18 protein-coding genes are annotated in these 16,955 nt (G+C 63.3%); 6 read left to right on the forward strand and 12 right to left on the reverse strand.

The annotated features are described in order from the left end of the window. Positions 1 to 33 precede the first annotated feature (33 nt). Positions 34 to 2,370, forward strand: coding sequence for a ribonuclease R (rnr, locus tag BMY84_RS16385; RefSeq protein ID WP_093085439.1), 2,337 nt, complete (start codon positions 34 to 36; stop codon positions 2,368 to 2,370). Positions 2,371 to 2,446: 76 nt separating this feature from the next. On the opposite strand, the gene BMY84_RS16390 is transcribed toward rnr, so the two are convergent. Further along, positions 2,447 to 2,902 carry a universal stress protein gene (locus BMY84_RS16390; RefSeq protein WP_093020102.1) on the reverse strand — a complete coding sequence of 152 codons (456 nt, stop codon included), beginning with the start codon at positions 2,900 to 2,902 and terminating at the stop codon, positions 2,447 to 2,449. Positions 2,903 to 3,085: 183 nt separating this feature from the next. Between BMY84_RS16390 and BMY84_RS16395 the strand changes: the two genes are divergently transcribed. The 4 genes from BMY84_RS16395 to BMY84_RS16410 are packed head-to-tail and all read left to right on the forward strand — an operon-like array spanning position 3,086 to position 6,840. Continuing rightward, positions 3,086 to 4,393 carry a pyruvate dehydrogenase complex dihydrolipoamide acetyltransferase gene (locus BMY84_RS16395; RefSeq protein ID WP_093085275.1) on the forward strand — a complete coding sequence of 436 codons (1,308 nt, stop codon included), beginning with the start codon at positions 3,086 to 3,088 and terminating at the stop codon, positions 4,391 to 4,393. Next, on the forward strand, positions 4,393 to 4,809 hold the full coding sequence (locus BMY84_RS16400) for an acyl-CoA thioesterase (RefSeq protein WP_093085276.1): 417 nt from the start codon (positions 4,393 to 4,395) through the stop codon (positions 4,807 to 4,809). Before BMY84_RS16395 ends, BMY84_RS16400 begins: the two co-directional genes overlap by 1 nt. Before the next feature lie 17 nt (positions 4,810 to 4,826). Further along, on the forward strand, positions 4,827 to 6,221 hold the full coding sequence (gene lpdA, locus BMY84_RS16405; protein ID WP_093085278.1) for a dihydrolipoyl dehydrogenase: 1,395 nt from the start codon (positions 4,827 to 4,829) through the stop codon (positions 6,219 to 6,221). After that, positions 6,199 to 6,840, forward strand: coding sequence for a phosphatase PAP2 family protein (locus tag BMY84_RS16410; RefSeq protein ID WP_093085279.1), 642 nt, complete (start codon positions 6,199 to 6,201; stop codon positions 6,838 to 6,840). The genes lpdA and BMY84_RS16410 overlap by 23 nt, the downstream gene beginning before the upstream one ends. Here BMY84_RS16410 and BMY84_RS16415 read toward each other — a convergent pair. From BMY84_RS16415 to BMY84_RS16465, 11 genes are all read right to left on the reverse strand, one after another. Further along, entirely contained in the window at positions 6,814 to 8,301 is a 1,488-nt protein-coding gene (locus tag BMY84_RS16415) for a DUF2142 domain-containing protein (protein WP_093085281.1), read from the reverse strand. The genes BMY84_RS16410 and BMY84_RS16415 overlap by 27 nt on opposite strands. Before the next feature lie 183 nt (positions 8,302 to 8,484). Beyond that, entirely contained in the window at positions 8,485 to 9,420 is a 936-nt protein-coding gene (locus tag BMY84_RS16420) for a hemolysin family protein (protein WP_093085282.1), read from the reverse strand. A gap of 8 nt (positions 9,421 to 9,428) precedes the next feature. Further along, positions 9,429 to 9,941, reverse strand: coding sequence for an rRNA maturation RNase YbeY (ybeY, locus tag BMY84_RS16425; protein WP_093085284.1), 513 nt, complete (start codon positions 9,939 to 9,941; stop codon positions 9,429 to 9,431). 89 nt (positions 9,942 to 10,030) lie between these two features. Further along, entirely contained in the window at positions 10,031 to 11,035 is a 1,005-nt protein-coding gene (locus BMY84_RS16430) for a PhoH family protein (RefSeq protein ID WP_093020086.1), read from the reverse strand. Positions 11,036 to 11,136: 101 nt separating this feature from the next. After that, entirely contained in the window at positions 11,137 to 12,486 is a 1,350-nt protein-coding gene (gene miaB / locus BMY84_RS16435; protein WP_093085442.1) for a tRNA (N6-isopentenyl adenosine(37)-C2)-methylthiotransferase MiaB, read from the reverse strand. A 9-nt stretch (positions 12,487 to 12,495) separates the two neighbouring features. Next, a complete protein-coding gene (locus tag BMY84_RS16440; protein WP_093085285.1) occupies positions 12,496 to 13,254 on the reverse strand; it encodes a lysophospholipid acyltransferase family protein in 759 nt (252 codons plus the stop codon). 6 nt (positions 13,255 to 13,260) lie between these two features. Beyond that, a complete protein-coding gene (locus tag BMY84_RS16445; protein WP_093020080.1) occupies positions 13,261 to 13,683 on the reverse strand; it encodes a Fur family transcriptional regulator in 423 nt (140 codons plus the stop codon). Positions 13,684 to 13,808: 125 nt separating this feature from the next. Continuing rightward, positions 13,809 to 14,234: a MucR family transcriptional regulator gene (locus BMY84_RS16450; RefSeq protein WP_093085287.1), complete on the reverse strand. Its 426-nt coding sequence runs from the start codon at positions 14,232 to 14,234 to the stop codon at positions 13,809 to 13,811. Positions 14,235 to 14,347: 113 nt separating this feature from the next. After that, positions 14,348 to 14,827 (reverse strand): ribosomal protein S18-alanine N-acetyltransferase, encoded by a 480-nt coding sequence (gene rimI / locus BMY84_RS16455; protein WP_093085289.1) that lies wholly within the window; start codon positions 14,825 to 14,827, stop codon positions 14,348 to 14,350. Further along, a complete protein-coding gene (gene tsaB, locus BMY84_RS16460) occupies positions 14,824 to 15,450 on the reverse strand; it encodes a tRNA (adenosine(37)-N6)-threonylcarbamoyltransferase complex dimerization subunit type 1 TsaB (RefSeq protein ID WP_093085291.1) in 627 nt (208 codons plus the stop codon). The genes rimI and tsaB overlap by 4 nt, the downstream gene beginning before the upstream one ends. A gap of 102 nt (positions 15,451 to 15,552) precedes the next feature. Further along, positions 15,553 to 16,128 carry a NifU family protein gene (locus BMY84_RS16465; protein WP_093085444.1) on the reverse strand — a complete coding sequence of 192 codons (576 nt, stop codon included), beginning with the start codon at positions 16,126 to 16,128 and terminating at the stop codon, positions 15,553 to 15,555. A 97-nt stretch (positions 16,129 to 16,225) separates the two neighbouring features. On the opposite strand from BMY84_RS16465, the gene BMY84_RS16470 reads away from it, so the two are divergent. Then, the gene (locus BMY84_RS16470; RefSeq protein ID WP_093085292.1) at positions 16,226 to 16,696 is read left to right on the forward strand and encodes a pyridoxamine 5'-phosphate oxidase family protein; all 471 of its coding nucleotides are present in this window, start codon (positions 16,226 to 16,228) and stop codon (positions 16,694 to 16,696) included. Positions 16,697 to 16,955: the final 259 nt, after the last annotated feature.

Below are 16,955 nucleotides of genomic sequence, written 5' to 3' on the forward strand. Positions count from 1 at the left end.
GCGTCCGGGGCGGCGCGTCCCTATAGCTGGTCCATGGCATCGACCCAGAAGCATAACAAACCCGCTAAAGTCCGCCCCGCCGGCTTCCCCACCCGCGATCAAGTGATGGAATTCATCACCGAGTCCGATACGCCCGCCGGCAAGCGAGAAATCGCCAAGGCGTTCGGCCTCAAGGGGCAGGAAAAGATCGCGCTCAAGGCGCTGCTGAAGGACATGGCGGACGAAGGGCTGATCGATCTCGGCCCGGCCCGCGCCTTCCACAAGATGGGCGGCGTGCCCAAGGTTACGGTGCTGCGCATCGTCGATGTCGACGACACGACCCTGATCGCCACGCCCGAACGGTGGGAAGCCGAAGGCCAGCCTGCGCCGCGCCTGCGCGTGGTGGAGCGCGGCAAGCGCGGCGGGCTCACCATAGGCGATCGCATCCTCGCCCGCACGGAGGAGGCCGGTCGCGGCTGGGTAGCGCATCCGATGAAGAAACTTGCCAAGGCCAGCGAGGAATTGCTGGGCGTGGTCGAGCAGATGGCCGATGGCAAGCTGTGGCTGCGCCCGGTCGACAAGCGCATCCGCAAGGATACGCTGATCAGCGACGTCGGCACCGCCAAGCCCGGTGATCTGGTGCTGGCCGAACCCCATGGCCGCCCGCCGCGCATTTCCGCGCGCGTCACCGATATCCTCGGCGATCCCTTCGCTCCGCGCAGCTTCAGCCTGATCGCGATCCACAAACATGGCATCCCCCATGTCTTCCCCGATCGCGCCGAGGATGAAGCGGTCGCCGCATCCGCTTTGCCGCTGCATGAGGACAAGCGCGAGGATCTGCGCCACCTCCCGATCGTCGCCATCGACCCCGTCGACGCGCGCGACCATGACGACGCGGTCTGGGCCACGCCGGACGAGGATGAGGGAAATGTCGGCGGTTACAAGGCGATCGTCGCCATCGCCGATGTCAGCTACTATGTCCGTCCCGGCAGTGCGCTGGACAAGGAAGCCCGCAAGCGCGGCAACAGCGTCTATTTCCCCGATCAGGTCGTGCCGATGCTGCCGCACGAACTCTCGTCCGACATGTGCTCACTGCGCGCCGGGCAGGACCGGGCGGCGATGGCCTGTCACCTCACCATCAATGCGAATGGTAAGGTCACGGCCTGGCGCTTCACCCGCGCGATAATCCGCGTCACGGCGGTGCTGGCCTATGAGGATGCGCAGGCGGCGATGGACGGCACAGCGCCTGAAGGCGCGCCTACGGCCTCTCGCAAGCAGGCGGAAGACCTGCTCGAAGCCGCCCTCAAGCCCCTCTGGGCCTGCTGGGCGCTGCTGCGCAAGGCGCGGGAGGCGCGCGATCCGCTGGCGCTCGATCTGCCCGAACGCCGCGTGGTGCTGGACGAATATGGCAAGATCGTCAGCGTCGCCGTGCGCGAACGGCTCGACGCGCATATGCTGATCGAGGATTATATGATCGCGGCCAATGTCGCGGCGGCCAAGGCGTTGGAGGCGAAGAAGGCGCCGGTCATGTACCGCGTCCATGAAACCCCCGGCCGCGACAAGCTGGTCGCGCTCAAGGAATATCTCGCCACCTTCGACATCGACTTCGCGCTGGGGCAGGTGATCCGCCCCGCGACCTTCAACGCCCTGATCCGCAAGGTCGGGGAGTCGGAGGAGAAGGAGCAGATCATGACCCAGATCCTGCGCAGCCAGACCCAGGCCTATTATGCGCCGCAGAATATGGGCCATTTTGGTCTCGCGCTGGGCAGCTACGCCCATTTCACCTCGCCCATTCGCCGCTATGCCGACCTTCTGGTCCACCGCGCGCTGGTCGGTGCCTATGGGCTGGAACTGCCCGCGCCAAAGGACAAGGCTGTCCCGGACCGCTCGTCGCTCAGCCAGGATGATTATGAGAATATGGGGTTGGTCGGCGAGATGATCTCCGGCCATGAACGCCGCGCGATGGAGGCGGAGCGGGAGACGATCGACCGCTATGTCGCTGCCTTCCTGTCCGCCCATGTCGGCGAAGTGGTGAAGGCGCGCATCACCGGCGTCCAGAATTTCGGCTTCTTCGCGACGGTCGACGGGCTGGGCGGCGACGGGCTGGTGCCTGTGTCGACCATGGGCGCCGAACATTTCTTCTATGACGAAGCGGGCAAGGCGTTGCAGGGCGTGGACAGCGGCGATCGCTACACGGTGGGCCAGCGACTGGAGTTAAGGTTGGCGGAGGCGGACCCGATCAACGGCTCGTTACGCTTCGAACTACCCGACAATCCCGCCCCGCGCGGTGGCCCGATGAAGCGCGACCGCACCCGTCCGGGTGTCGTCCATCGCGGCCGCCCCAAGAATATCCGCCATATCGGGGCGAAGCGGGGGAAGCATAAGCGCTGAACTCGTCATTGCGAGCGGAGCGAAGCAATCCATGTTGTGCCGATGGATTGCTTCGCTCCGCTCGCAATGAGGGAAATCAACTCAACCTATCGATCGCGTCACTATCCAGCCCGCCCGGAATGATCATCACCGGGCATTGCAGCTTGCCTGCGTCGGCACCGGCGAAATGCGTCACCAGCTTGCCCGGATTGCCGCTGGCCGCCGCGCCCAGCACCAAGGCTGCGACATCGTCCATTTCCTCCAGCGTCTTGCGCACCACCGTCACCGCTTCGCCCTGACGCACGGTGATGCTGGGGCGGATACCGGATTCGTCGGTCAGCGTGCCCGCCGCGCTCGTCACCAGCGCTTCGGCCCGTTGCAGCGCTTCATCCTCCATCGTCGCCTGTACGCCGCCCCATTGCACGAACTCGGCCGGCGGGATCAGCGCCAGGATGCGCACGGCGCCGCCCGTCTTGGCGGCGCGGCGCGCAGCGAAGCGCAGCGCGGTTTCAGCTTCGGGCGATTCGTCGACAACGACCAGATATGTCCGCACTTCTTATCGTCCCAGCATAATATTTATGGTGCGATGTTTCTCTTTAACATCTCAACGAACCATAGCGGTAAAATGAAAGCCATAAAAGAGGGTCTGTTCCAGCGTCACTTGACCAAAGCGGCGAATGGGTGAAAACGGGGACATAATGACCAAAGCCGTAAAGCCAAGAAGAGGCCCGAAAGCATGAGTAAGAAAATCCAGATGCCCGCTTTGTCCCCCACCATGGAGGAAGGCACGCTGGCCAAGTGGCTGGTCAAGGAGGGCGACACGGTGTCGTCGGGCGACCTGCTGGCGGAAATCGAAACCGACAAGGCAACGATGGAATTCGAAGCCGTCGATGAAGGCGTGATCGCCAAGATTCTGGTTTCTGAAGGGTCCGAGGGCGTGAAAGTCGGCACCGTGATCGCGATCATCGCCGAAGAAGGTGAAGATGTTGCTACGGCTGCCGCTGGTGGTGGTGCAGCACCTGCGCCGAAGGCCGATCCGGTCCCCGAAAAGGCGGAAGCCGCTGCTCCCGCAGCCAAGGCCGACGCCGTCCCCGCCAAGGCTTCTGCCGCTCCCGCCGTCTCCTCGGGCGATCGCGTGAAGGCCAGCCCGCTGGCTCGCCGCCTGGCAGAGGTCAAGGGCATCGATCTGGCGACCATCGCCGGCTCCGGCACCAATGGCCGCATCGTGAAGGCGGATATTGACGGCGCCCAGCCGGGCGCTGCTGCGCCTGTCGCCGCTCCGACGGCCGCCGCTCCCGCTGTTCCGGCCGCTGCAACGCCCGCACCGGTCGCTGCCGCTGCGCAGGACTTCGGTATCCCGCACGAGGTCGTCAAGCTGAGCGGCATGCGCAAGACGATCGCGCGCCGCCTGACCGAATCCAAGCAGCAGGTGCCGCACATCTACCTGACGGTCGACATTCAGCTCGACAAGCTGCTCAAGCTGCGTGGCGAACTCAATGCCGGCCTCGAAAGCCGCAAGGTCAAGCTGTCGGTCAACGACCTGCTGATCAAGGCGCTGGGCGTCGCGCTGGAGCAGGTGCCCGAGTGTAACGTGCAGTTCGCTGGCGACCAGATGCTGCAATTCAAGCGCGCCGACATCAGCGTCGCCGTGTCGATCCCCGGTGGCCTGATCACGCCGATCGTCACCGACGCCGCGGGCAAGGGCATTGCCTCCATCTCGACCGCGATGAAGGACCTGGCCACCCGCGCCAAGGACGGCAAGCTCAAGCCCGAGGAATATCAGGGCGGCACTGCATCGCTTTCCAACATGGGCATGTTCGGCATCAAGCAGTTCGAAGCCGTCATCAACCCGCCCCAGGCCATGATCATGGCGATCGGCGCGGGCGAGAAGCGCCCGTACATTGTCGATGATGCGGTCCAGATCGCGACCGTCATGTCGGCGACCGGCAGCTTCGATCACCGTGCCATCGACGGCGCCGATGGCGCCCGCCTGATGCAGGCGTTCAAGCAGCTGATCGAAAACCCGATCGGCCTGCTCGCCTGATGGCCTATGTCGACGAAACCCCGCCGGATATCAGTCCGGCGGTGCGGGTCATCGCCATGCCGACCGACACCAATCCCTATGGGGATATTTTCGGCGGCTGGCTGATGAGCGTGATGGATTCGGCGGCGGGTTCCGTCGCCGCCCGGCACAGCCATGGCCGCGCCGTGACCATCGCGGTGGAGGGCATGACCTTCCTCCGTCCGGTCGTGGTCGGCGATGAAGTGTCGGTGTTCGCGACGCTCAAGTCCGTGGGCCGCACGTCGATGAAAATCTATGTCGAGGCATGGCGCCGCGCGCGTCATGACGACCGATCCTATCGCGTCACCCACGCGACCTTCAGCTTCGTGGCGATCGGTGAAGATCGCCAGCCCCGTTCCGTTCCGCCCCTGCCGACCGAAACCGGCGCGGCGAAGTAAGACTAGAGAGACTGACCATGGCTGAGAATTACGACGTCATCGTTCTGGGCTCCGGCCCCGGCGGCTATGTGGCCGCCATCCGTTCGGCTCAACTGGGTCTGAAGACCGCGATCGTGGAGCGCGAAAATCTGGGCGGCATCTGCCTCAACTGGGGCTGCATCCCGACCAAGGCGCTGCTGCGTTCGGCGGAAATCTTCCATTATATGCAGCACGCCGGCGATTATGGTCTGGCGGCTGAAAAGATCAGCGCCGACATCGCCGCCGTCGTGAAGCGCTCGCGCGGCGTCGCCAAGCAGCTTAATCAGGGCGTCACGCACCTGATGAAGAAGAACAAGATCACCGTCCATATGGGCGACGGCAAGCTGGTCGCGAAAGGCAAGCTGACCGTCACCAAGGACGGCAAGACCGAAGAACTGACGGCGAAGAACATCATCGTCGCGACCGGCGCCCGCGCCCGCGACCTGCCCTTCGCCAAGGCGGACGGCAAGCGCGTGTGGACCTACCGCCACGCCATGACCCCGCCGGAAATGCCCAGCAAGCTGCTGGTCATCGGTTCGGGTGCGATCGGCATCGAATTTGCCAGCTTCTATAATGACATGGGCGCCGACGTCACCGTGGTCGAGATGATGGACCGCGTCGTTCCCGTTGAGGACAAAGACGTTTCCGCCTTCCTCGAAAAGGCGCTCAAGAAGCAGGGCATGACCATCCTGACCGGCGCTGGCGTCGACAAGCTGGAGGTCGGCGCGAACGGCGTGAAGGCCGCGATCAAGGACAATGACGGCAAGATCGTCAATGGCGAGTATAGCCATGTCATTGTTGCGATCGGCATCGTGCCGAATACCGAGAATATCGGTCTGGAAGAACTGGGCATCAAGACGGAGCGGGGCCATATCGTCACCGACCCGATGTGCAAGACCAGCGTGGATGGCATCTGGGCGATCGGCGACGTGACCGCGCCGCCATGGCTGGCGCACAAGGCGAGCCATGAAGGCGTGATCGCCGCCGAGGCGATTGCCGGCAAGCATCCGCACGCTATGGACGTTCGCAACATTCCGGGCTGTACCTATTGCCATCCGCAGATCGCCAGCGTCGGCCTGACCGAAGCCAAGGCGAAGGAAGCGGGCTATGAGGTGAAGGTCGGCATGTTCCCCTTCATCGGCAATGGCAAGGCGATCGCCTTGGGCGAGGCGGAAGGCTTCACCAAGACGGTGTTCGACGCCAAGACCGGCGAATTGCTGGGTGCCCATATGGTCGGCGCGGAAGTCACGGAAATGATCCAGGGCTACACCATCGGCAAGACGCTGGAGACGACCGAAGCCGAACTGATGCACACTGTCTTCCCGCATCCGACCATCTCGGAGTCGATGCATGAAAGCGTGCTCGCGGCCTATGGGCGTGCGATCCATATCTGATCGGCGCATGTCGCCAGCGAAAGGCGCGGGGGCTCTGGCTCTCGCGCTTTTTTGCGTTCTGGCGATCGCCCTCATGCAGCGATCGGGTTGGCTCGATGGGCTTAATGTCGGGCTGATGGAGTGGGCAGGGGCAGCGCGGGATAGCGCCGTGGGGCAGCATGTCACGCCATGGATGCGGGGCGCGTCTGCCATCGGCGGAACGGCGGGTCGATTGGCTCTGCTGGTTCTATCTCTTGGCGGGCTATTCTGGATCGGACATCGAAGGCGCGCCTATTGGCTGGCCGCGATGATGGCCGGCGGCACGGCACTGAACTTGATCCTCAAGCAGATTTTCGCCGCTCCTAGACCCGACCTGCTGCCGCATCTCGACATCGTCCACACCTATAGCTTCCCCAGCGGGCACGCGGCTGGGAATATGATGTTTTTCGGCGCTCTGGCGATGCTGGCTGCGCGACGTTTCGGCTACTGGACCGCAGCCGCCATCATCGCGCTGATCGGCATCAGCCGCGTCTGGTTGGGCGTGCATTGGCCCAGCGACGTCACCGCCGGCTGGATCGAAGGGCTGGGCTGGCTCGCCTTCTGCGCGATCTGGCTACCAGCGCGGGGAGGGGAGCAGTAGCGCGCGGCCGATGCTGCCATGTGGTGGCATGCCGTCGCTGGTGATGAAGCCATGCACCCAGAAGCTGTCATACACCGTCGCGGCGGCGATCAGCAGCAGCGGGATCGCCGCGATGACGAACAGCCGCCCAGCACCGCGCCAGCCCTGATCGGGTGACAGCGCCATCAGCACCAGCGGCAGGACAGGCAGGAAATAGCGGCCCTGCGTCCCCTGCACATAATCCGCACCCAGCGGCGTGCCGGTCAGATACATGGCGGTTTCAATAAGCAGCGCGACACCAGCCGCCACCGCCAGCCACCAGATCCTTTGGCCCATCCCGAACCGCGCGCCCGATCCACTCGCCACGCCAGCGCCCAGCATCAGCAGGGCCAGCGGATAGGCGAGCAGGGGCAGCAGGATCGCGTTCCAGCCGAACCGCCCGACGATCTGCAAGGCATAGACCGGCGCGCGCTCAACAACACTGCTGGCCAATATGCGGGCATAGCTGATCGGATCGGCCAATATGATCGCTAGCTGGTCGCGCAACGGCGCGGTCATCATCGTCTCGCCGGTCCTGCGCGACTGGATATGATAGAGCGCCTGGCTGCCACCCGAATAGTGCATCCAGCCGACAAAGGCGATCGCCCCCAGCGCCATCGCGCCCAGGATCAGCCCCGGCCGCAAATCGCGCCGATGCTGCTGCCAGCGCAGCCCCGCCGCCATCAGCGGCAGATAGACGCCCTTGCACAAAGCCAGCAAAGGCCCGGTGATCAGCAGTCCGGCCGATCGAACCGGCGTGGCGTTCATGAACCCGGTGCGCAGCGCCAGCGCCAGCCCCAGAAAGCCGAAACCATTGATCACCGCATCGGGCGAGAGCGATCCGGTCTGATAGGCGAAGGTCGGCAGCAATGCAGTCGCCAGCATGGCGTTGCGGCCAAAGGGCAGCAGGCACAGCGCGCCGATCAGCAGGGCGATCCCGGTCAGCGCATTGACCAGCCGCCCGACATAGAGGGTTTCGATCCAGGGCAGGTCCAGCCCCCGGCCCAGTATCAGCCCCACCGCGCCCGGCGCATAGAGGCTGGGCGCATAGCTGGCGACATTGGGGAAATCGGCAAAGGCAGTGCCGGGGCGTTGCGCGTCGGCGGCGGCGCTCTGCGCCAGTTGTTCGGTCTCGAAATGGCGCAGGTCGGGCGGCACGTCCGTCGGGAAATCGACGGCATGAATATTGAGCGCCGCGCGGGGCAGATCAGCGCCGATCGCGTCGTCCCGCTGCTCCGTCAGCAACTTGCCCTGCGCCAGCGACAGCGCCTTCATATAATGCTGGTTTTCGTCGGGCGCCTGAAAGGGCGGCGTCACGATCGCGAAGAAGAGCGTGGCGATGCAGATGGCGGTCAGCAGCAGCTTCTCGGTCGCCCGCCATGGCGCGGCAAACAGCATGTCCGCGCCGCCATGACCCTGTATCGATTGTCGTTCGTTCCGCATCGTCCGCCGTAAAGATGACCCAGGAATGGGTAGGCCTTATGAATCCGTTCGCCCTGAGCTTGTCGAAGGGCCGTACCTCCTTGGAAGAAGGACAGGGCTTCGACAGGCTCAGCCCGAACGGAACAATTAGCGGCGCTGCCTTAACATTTCGCGTCTGTATCGGAAAATTGCCGGGGCGGAGGATTATTCCTCCACCTCCTCCCGTTCGACCGGCGGGTGCAGGCGCAGGCGGGTCACACGGCGGCCGTCGCTGGCGACGATCTCCAGTTTCCACCCGCTTTCGTCATGCTCCAATATCTCGCCCGGTTCGGGCACGCGCCCGGCCAGCACGAAGGCGAGGCCGCCCAGCGTGTCGACATCCTCCTCGACCTCGGCCAGTTTCGGATCGATCTCTTCAGCGACATCGTCCAGTTCGGCGCGGGCGTCAGCCTCCCACAGGCCGCCGTCCAGCGGCACCAGCATCGCCTCGGGCGCGTCATCATGCTCGTCCTCGACCTCGCCGACGATTTCCTCGACCAGATCCTCGAAGGTCAGCAGGCCTTCCGTGCCGGAATATTCGTCCAGCACGATGGCGAGGTGCGTGCGTTTGGCGCGCATTTCGGCCAGCAGGTCCAGCGCGCCCATGCTTTCGGGCACATAGAGCGGCTGACGGATCAGCGGTTCCAGCGTATCGGGCACCGGCGCCTTGCCGGCCAGGATGGCGAAGGCGTCGCGGATATGGATCATGCCGACAATGGTATCGAGCGTGTCGCGATAGACCGGGATGCGGCTATGCCCCGCCTCTGCGAACAGATCGGCCAGTTCGGCAAAGCTCGCTTTCTCCTCGATCGCAATGATGTCGGAGCGGGGGACCGCCACGTCATCGACCGTATGTTCGGAAAAATGGAGGAGGTTGCGGACCATCTGCCGCTCGATCGCGGACAGATCGCCCTTTACCGGCGGATTCTCATCCTGCTCGTCCTCGTCATATTCGTCGAGCGCTTCTTCCAGTTCCTTGCGGAGACTGGTTTCCTCGCCCTCGCCGAACAGGAGCGACTTGATGCCGCTCCATAAGCCGCCCTCGTTGCTACTGTCCGCTTCTTTCGAAGAGGTGCCGTCCTTCGGACTGCCGTCGGCCATATTTCTACTTAGTCCCCTATATTGCGATCCCCATAGGGATCGGAAAGGCCCATGCTCAGCAGCGCTGCAATCTCCAGCGCTTCCATTGCTTCGGCCTCATTGTCGTCCATATGGTCATATCCAAGCAAATGAAAAGTCCCGTGGACAATCAGATGCGTGGCATGATCGGCCACCGATATGCCTTTTTCTGCGGCTTCGGCGGCGCACACGCCTTCCGCCAGCACGATATCGCCCAGGAGCACTTCGCCATCATCGGTATTGGCGGTCACTTCCAGCAGGTCTTCCTGCACCATCGGGAAGGACAGCACGTTGGTCGGCTTGTCCTTGTCCCGATAGGCACGGTTCAGGCTGTGAACCTCCGCATCGTCAGTCAGCTTCACCGCGACTTCATACAGGGTCTGGTCCGTGGCGAAGGCGGCATAGGGGCTGTGCGCGATGGCTGTCGCCACCGCGCGCTGGGCCAGAAATTCCCAGTCCGTTCCCGGCCAGCCTTCTTCATGGAGGACAGCGACTTCAATCATTCAACATACTTTCCGTTCGGTTCGAGCTTGTCGAGAACCGGTTTGCGCAAGCGTGCCTCGACTTCGCTCGACACGAACGGATGTGGGATTCAGGCATCCGGCCCCTCATAGGCCTGAACGATCCGCCCGACCACCGGATGGCGCACGACGTCGGCAACGCCGAACGGCACCATGGCGATGCCTTCCACGCCGTCGAGCCGCGCCACCGCGTCGGCCAGGCCCGATGTGCCCGGTTGTGGCAGATCGACCTGTTTGGGGTCGCCGCAAATCACCATGCGGCTGCCTTCGCCGAAGCGGGTCAGGAACATCTTCATCTGGGCGATGGTGGTGTTCTGCGCTTCGTCCAGCACGATGAAGGCGTTGGCGAGCGTGCGCCCGCGCATGAAGGCCAGCGGCGCGATCTCTATCTCGCCGCTGGCGATCCGCCGTTCGACCTGCTCGGCCGGCAGCGTGTCGTGCAGCGCGTCATAGATCGGGCGGAGATAGGGATCGACCTTCTCCTTCATGTCACCGGGCAGGAAGCCCAGCTTCTCGCCCGCTTCCACCGCCGGGCGCGACAAGATCAGCCGATCGACGCTGCCGGTGATCAACTGGCTGACCGCCTGCGCGACCGCCAGATAGGTCTTGCCGGTGCCTGCCGGGCCGAGGGCGAAGATGATGTCGTTGCGGTTCAGCGCCTCCATATAGGTGACCTGCGTCGCGGAGCGCGGCACGATCGTCTTCTTGCGCGTGCGGATCATCACCTTGGGAGGTTCGGCGACATCGCTGCGGATGATGCCGTCCAGCGTCGGTTCCGAAGACATGGCGATCACCGCCTCGACCGCGCCCGAGTCGATTTCTTGTCCCGCGACGATACGGTTGTAGAGGCCGGTCATCACGTCGCGGGCGCGGGCGGCGGCTTCGGCCTCGCCCTCTATCTGCAACTTGTTGCCCCGCGCGGCGATATAGACGCCCAGACGATTTTCGATCGCGACCAGATTGCGGTCATATTGGCCGAACAAGGTGGTCAGCAGATGCGGCCGGTCGAACGTGACTTCCAGCCGGGCGCGTTCAGCCACATCGACGCGGCTATTCTGGTTTGGTTTTTTCGACATTCAGCAGCCTCCCTCGCTCGTCATTCCCCTCATTGGACCGGTTCGCAACCGGGTTCGGGGGATTTGGGTTCCCGGACATGCGGGATTGACGAGGCTTTGGTTCAAGCGGCCTTCCTCCTGCTAAGTTCGCCGGCCAGACTATTGGGACCGGCGCTGGTGATATCGACTTCGACCATGTCGCCAATGGCAAGGTCCGGCGCGGTCACGACGACCGACTGGAGCCAGGGCGATTTGCCGATGAGCTGGCCGGGATAGCGGCCCTTGCGCTCAAGCAATATGTCGGTAGTGCGGCCCACGGTGGCGCTGTTGAAGTCCACCTGATGCCGGTTGATGGCCGCCTGAAGCCGGGCGAGCCGTTCATCCATGACCGCCATCGGGATCTGGTGATCCATGTCGGCGGCCGGGGTGCCGGGACGCGGGCTATATTTGAAGCTGTAGCATTGGGCGTAACGCACCTGATCGACGATCTTGAGCGTATCCTCGAACTCGGCGTCCGTCTCGCCGGGGAAGCCGACGATGAAGTCGCCCGACAGCGCGATGTCCGGTCGCACGTCGCGCACCCGCTCGATGATCCGCAAATAGCTGTCGACGCTATGGCTGCGGTTCATGGCTTTCAATATGCGGTCGTTACCCGACTGCACCGGCAGGTGGAGGAAGGGCATCAGCTTGGGCTCATCGCCATGGGCAGCGATCAGGCCGTCGCTCATGTCGTTGGGATGGCTGGTGGTGTAGCGAATGCGCTTGAGGTCCGAAATCTTCGCCAGTTCGCGGGCCAGGCCATCCATGCCCTGCGTCCGGCCCTTGTCATCCTCGCCGGTCCAGGCGTTGACATTCTGGCCCAGCAGCGTGATTTCGCGCACGCCGCCATCGACCAGCGCCTTGGCCTCGTCGAGGATCGCGCTCCAGCTACGGCTGATTTCCGCGCCCCGCGTATAGGGCACCACGCAATAGGTGCAGAATTTGTCGCAGCCTTCCATGATCGTCAGGAAAGCGGTCGGCCGCGCCTGTTTGGTACGGGCGGGCAGGGCGCCGAACTTGGATGCCAGCGGCATGTCGGTGTCGACGGCTTCCTCGCCGCGTCCGACCTTGTCGATCAGGTCGGGCAGGCGATGATAGGCCTGCGGGCCGACGACGATATCGACATTGCGGGCGCGGCGCTGGATTTCGCTGCCCTCGGCCTGCGCGACGCAACCGGCGACGGCGATCATCGGGCGCGTGCCATCGTCGCGGGTCAGGCGGCCAATGTCGGAATAGACCTTGTCCACCGCCTTTTCGCGGATGTGGCAGGTGTTCAGGATGACGAGATCGGCGTCCGTCCCATCCGCCGCGGCGGTCATGCCCTGCGTGCCCAGCATCTCGGCCATACGCTCGCCATCATAGACGTTCATCTGGCAGCCGAAGGATTTGACGTGGAAAGTCGCTGGAGTCTTTTGGGCGTCGTTACGATTCATGCGGTTCATCTATACAGGCGGCAACGGCGAAGCGGAAGGGTGCTGATGCACGGTGATGCTTTGTGCGATCCGATCGCGCGCCATGGCGGCCATGACCTTGCGATCCGGGCAGGTGGCGGGATCGAACGGCTCCAGAAAATGCAGGGTGAGCGGCAGGCTGCCCTTGCGTCCCAGAACGGCCATGGCATTGGCGCCGGCGCCTTCGTCGCCGTGCCAGGCGATTTGGGCGGTGGCCGCGCCATAATCTATATGCACCGGCTGGATCATTACCGTGCGCGGCGGGGGAAATAATACGGCGAGCAGCGAGGGCTTGAACGGAAGCAGGCCGCTGCCATCGCTCGTCGTGCCTTCGGGGAACAGGGCCACCGGCTGATGGCCAAGCATTGCCGCGCGCAACGCATCCAATTGTCCGGACAGCGCGCCGCGTCGCTCGCGTGAGACGAACAGGGTGTTATTCTGTGCGGCCAGCCAGCCGATCACTGGCCATCGCGCCACCCCGTCATGCGAAACGAACGCTGCGCCGGTCGCGCCGCCCAGCGCCAATATGTCGATCCAACTGATATGATTGGCCAGCAAAATCATGTCGCCATGATGCGGCTTGCCGTCGATCCGCACCTTCGCGCCAACAGAACGGGCCGCGAGCGCCAGAAAGCGCTGCGGCCAGGGGGATCGTCGGCGAAAAAGGCGCCAGACCAGATGGGGGATCAGGCAGAGCAGCAGGCTGCCGGCCAGCGCCCCGATCCGCAACAGGCGACGGAGGCTGGCCAAGGCAGGTCAGTTCTTGCGGTCGAGCGCGACGCCGTACAGTTCCATGCGGTGATCGACCAGGCGGAAGCCCAGTTTCTCGGCAATCTGCTTCTGGAGCAGTTCCAGTTCGGGATCGACGAATTCGATCACGTTGCCGGTTTCGACATCGATCAGATGATCGTGGTGCGATTCGGGCGCCGCTTCGTAACGGGCGCGGCCGTCACCGAAATCATGGCGCTCCAGGATGCCGGCTTCTTCGAACAGGCGCACCGTGCGGTACACGGTGGCGATCGAAATGCCCGGATCGATGGCGGCGGAACGCTTGTGCAGCTCCTCGACATCGGGGTGATCGGTGGCGTCGCTCAGCACCTGCGCGATGACGCGGCGCTGTTCGGTAATGCGCAACCCTTTTTCGTGGCAGAGGGCTTCAACGTCGATTTTGCGGTTCATGCGGGCTCGCTTGATGACTTTGGGCGAAAGGCTAGGACATTTGCCTAGCGACTTTTACCAAAACAGGAAAGGGCGCGTCGGCGACGCGCCCTTTCCATAAACGACTTTTACGTCGTCGCGGTCGATTATTTGCTGCTGCGCGTGCGGCGGCGCTTGGTGCCCAGGCCGATCTTCTTGGCCAGGGTGCGGCGCTGTTCGGCATAGTTGGGGGCGACCATCGGATAATCGGCGGGCAGGCCCCACTTGGCGCGATAATCGTCGGGCGTCATCTGATAATGGGTCATCAGGTGGCGCTTGAGCATCTTCAGCTTCTTGCCGTCTTCCAGGCAGATGATGAAGTCAGGCTTGATCGAGGAACGCACCGATACGGCCGGTTCCGGCTTTACTTCGGGCACCGCGACGGGCTGGCTGAGGCCTGAAAGTGCGGCATGCACATTCTGGATCAGCGAAGACACGTCCGATACGGAGACGCTGTTGTTGGAGACGTGTGCGGCAACGATGTCCGACGTCAAAGTAATCAGCAGCTCGCTCTGAGCCGATTCGGTTTCCATTTTCCTGTTTCCTACGAAGGCTATATTTGGTGCGACCCGCCCAAGGAAATTTATTTCAGGAGCGGTATGTGTTCGCTAGACCCGCGCAAGGCCTTTCGCAAGACTTTATTGGGTCAGGCCAGCATGTCTATGCGGAAACTCAGGGCGTCATGAAGTTGACCGTCATTGCCACGATAGTAACCGGGGCGACGATGTACATATTCGAACCCGGTTTTCTCGTAGAGTCTGATCGCGTTGTTGGAGGAGCGCACTTCCAGGTTCATGGACGTGATGCCTCTACGTCGCGCAGTGCGCAGGCTGTCGCGCAACAGGGTTTCGCCAACACCCCTGCCGCGCCATAGCGGATCAACCGCCAGCAACAGCAATTCGCATTCGTCCAGCACGGATCGCACCAGCGCAAAGCCCAGCGGCATCGCATCGATTCGCGCCACGGTCAGCCATGTGCCGGGCATCAGCATGACGCCCGACAATTGAGACAGCGTCCACGCCTCGCCAAAAACAGGGTCGAAAGCGCGGACCATGACCTCCATGGCATCGGACAGCGCATTGCGTTCGCCCTGATCGCAGGTTTCGAGGATCAGGCCCGGCATCATGATGCGGCGCGCTCCGCCATGGTCATCGCGTCGGCGCCCCGGCCGTAGATCGGGCTGGGGGGTAGGGGAGGCAGGTCGGCGATCAGCGGATAGTCGGCTGCGTCGGGATAGATTGCGACTGCTGTTCCGGTGCCCCGCGCCGTCACCAGCGCTTCGGCGCCGGTGCCATACAGGGTTGGGGCGTCCAGTTGATCGGCCAGCAAGGCGATCGGCGTGGAGGCGATGGCGTTGATAGCCTGTCGGCCATCCGGTTCGAAACATTGCCAGAAAAGTTCGCCATGGCCGCCGGTGATGGTGACCGCGATCGGGCCATCCGCATGTTGCCGCGCGGCCTGCGCAGCGATCAGCGATGCCGTGCTGTAACCATGCAGGGGGATATTCCAGGCCAGCGCCAATGCGCGGGCCGCCGCGATACCGATGCGAACGCCGGTAAAGCTCCCCGGCCCGACATCCACTGCTATCGCGTCGGCGCGCCCGCCCTCGGGCAGAGCGGCAATGGCGGGCAGCAGCGCTTCGGCATGGCCGCGCCCGACGATTTCATGGAAATGGCCGACCGGCTTTCCATCGTCCAGCAACGCTACGGAAAGGGCCTGGGTCGCGGTGTCGATCACCAGAAGGCGCAAGCGATACTCCCATCAAGTCTCCGCCCGATGCGGAAGTCCCTGCTGCGGTTAATCGATTGGCCCGGAATTGCAAATCCTGCGCTTTGGATCAGCCAACTCCAATCAGACTGCGCGAACCTCGGTCACTTCGGGGACATAATGTTTCAGCAACTGCTCGATCCCGTTCTTCAGCGTGGCGCTGGAGGAGGGGCAGCCCGAGCAGGCGCCCTGCATCTGGAGGTAGACGGTGCCCTTGTCGAAGCCGCGATAGATGATGTCGCCGCCGTCATTGGCCACGGCTGGGCGGACGCGGGTTTCGATCAGGTCGCGAATCTGTTCGATGATTTCTGCATCTTCCGGATCATCTGCGAAGCCCGCGTCTTCCGCCGGGACGGTGATACCCGCCGCGCTGCCGGGCGCGAACAGTGGCATGTTGGCGGAAAAATGCTCCAGCAAGGTGGCCAGCACATCGGGCTTCACGTCGGACCATTCCGATCCCGGCGCGATCGTGACCGACACGAAATGGCTGCCGAAGAAGACGCCGGTCACGTCGCCCAGGCCGAATAGCGCATCGGCCAACGGGGATGCTTCGGCTTCCTCGGGCGTTGCGAAATCGCGCGTTCCCGAACCCATGACCTCACGGCCGGGCAGGAATTTGATGGTCGCCGGGTTGGGCGTCAGTTCGGTCTCGATCAGCATGGCGCCCATGTGGCGACTGGCGCGGCCAAGATCAAGCGTTTCGGGAACTTCATCTGACGCCATCGATTGACAGGGAAAGCTGCAAGGAGACTGGACCATGACTGACCAAGATAAAATTCGCGATCGCTTCTGGGTCGAACTGTCCAGCAGCCCTTTTCTGATGGTGGGTTTGCAGGGTGCTGGCGGCCATAGCCTGCCGATGACGGCGCAACTCGATCCCAAGGCCAATCATTGCTTCTGGTTCTACACCTCGAAGGATAATCGACTGGCGCCGGGCGGGCCGGCCATGGCGCAATTTTCGGCGAAGGATCATTATCTGTTCGCCTGTATCGAAGGCGTACTTGTGCCCGAAGCCGACCCGGCGGTGATCGATCGCTACTGGTCGAAGCAGGTAGAGGCCTGGTATCCGGGCGGACGGGCTGATCCTAATTTGCTGATGCTGCGTTTTGACTTGGGCAAGGCGGAAATCTGGCGTTCCGATCTGTCGATCGGTGGCGTATTCAAGATGTTGTTCGGTGGTGATGTGCGCGGTGAACTGAAGGACAAGCATGCCGAAGTAGCGCTCTGATCCCGATCGAATGAGATAAATGATGAGGCGGCCCGACTGAAAAGTGGGGCCGCTTGCTTTTTGCCTGTGTTTCGGCCATAGGCGCCGCAGCGCAGCAGATGGTCCCTGTGACCCCCAGCGATTGGCAGCGTGATCGTCCTCTCCTCCGAAGGGTGCAAGGACCGGCCAATGACAGTCTGCGCCAAGCTTGAGGCTTCCCTTTTCACGCGGGTCGTTTCGTAACCCGCCTTGCGCCCTCTCTGCGTCTTGCAGACAGTCG

Origin of the sequence: Sphingobium sp. AP50 (assembly GCF_900109095.1) — a bacterium.
Taxonomy (GTDB): domain Bacteria; phylum Pseudomonadota; class Alphaproteobacteria; order Sphingomonadales; family Sphingomonadaceae; genus Sphingobium.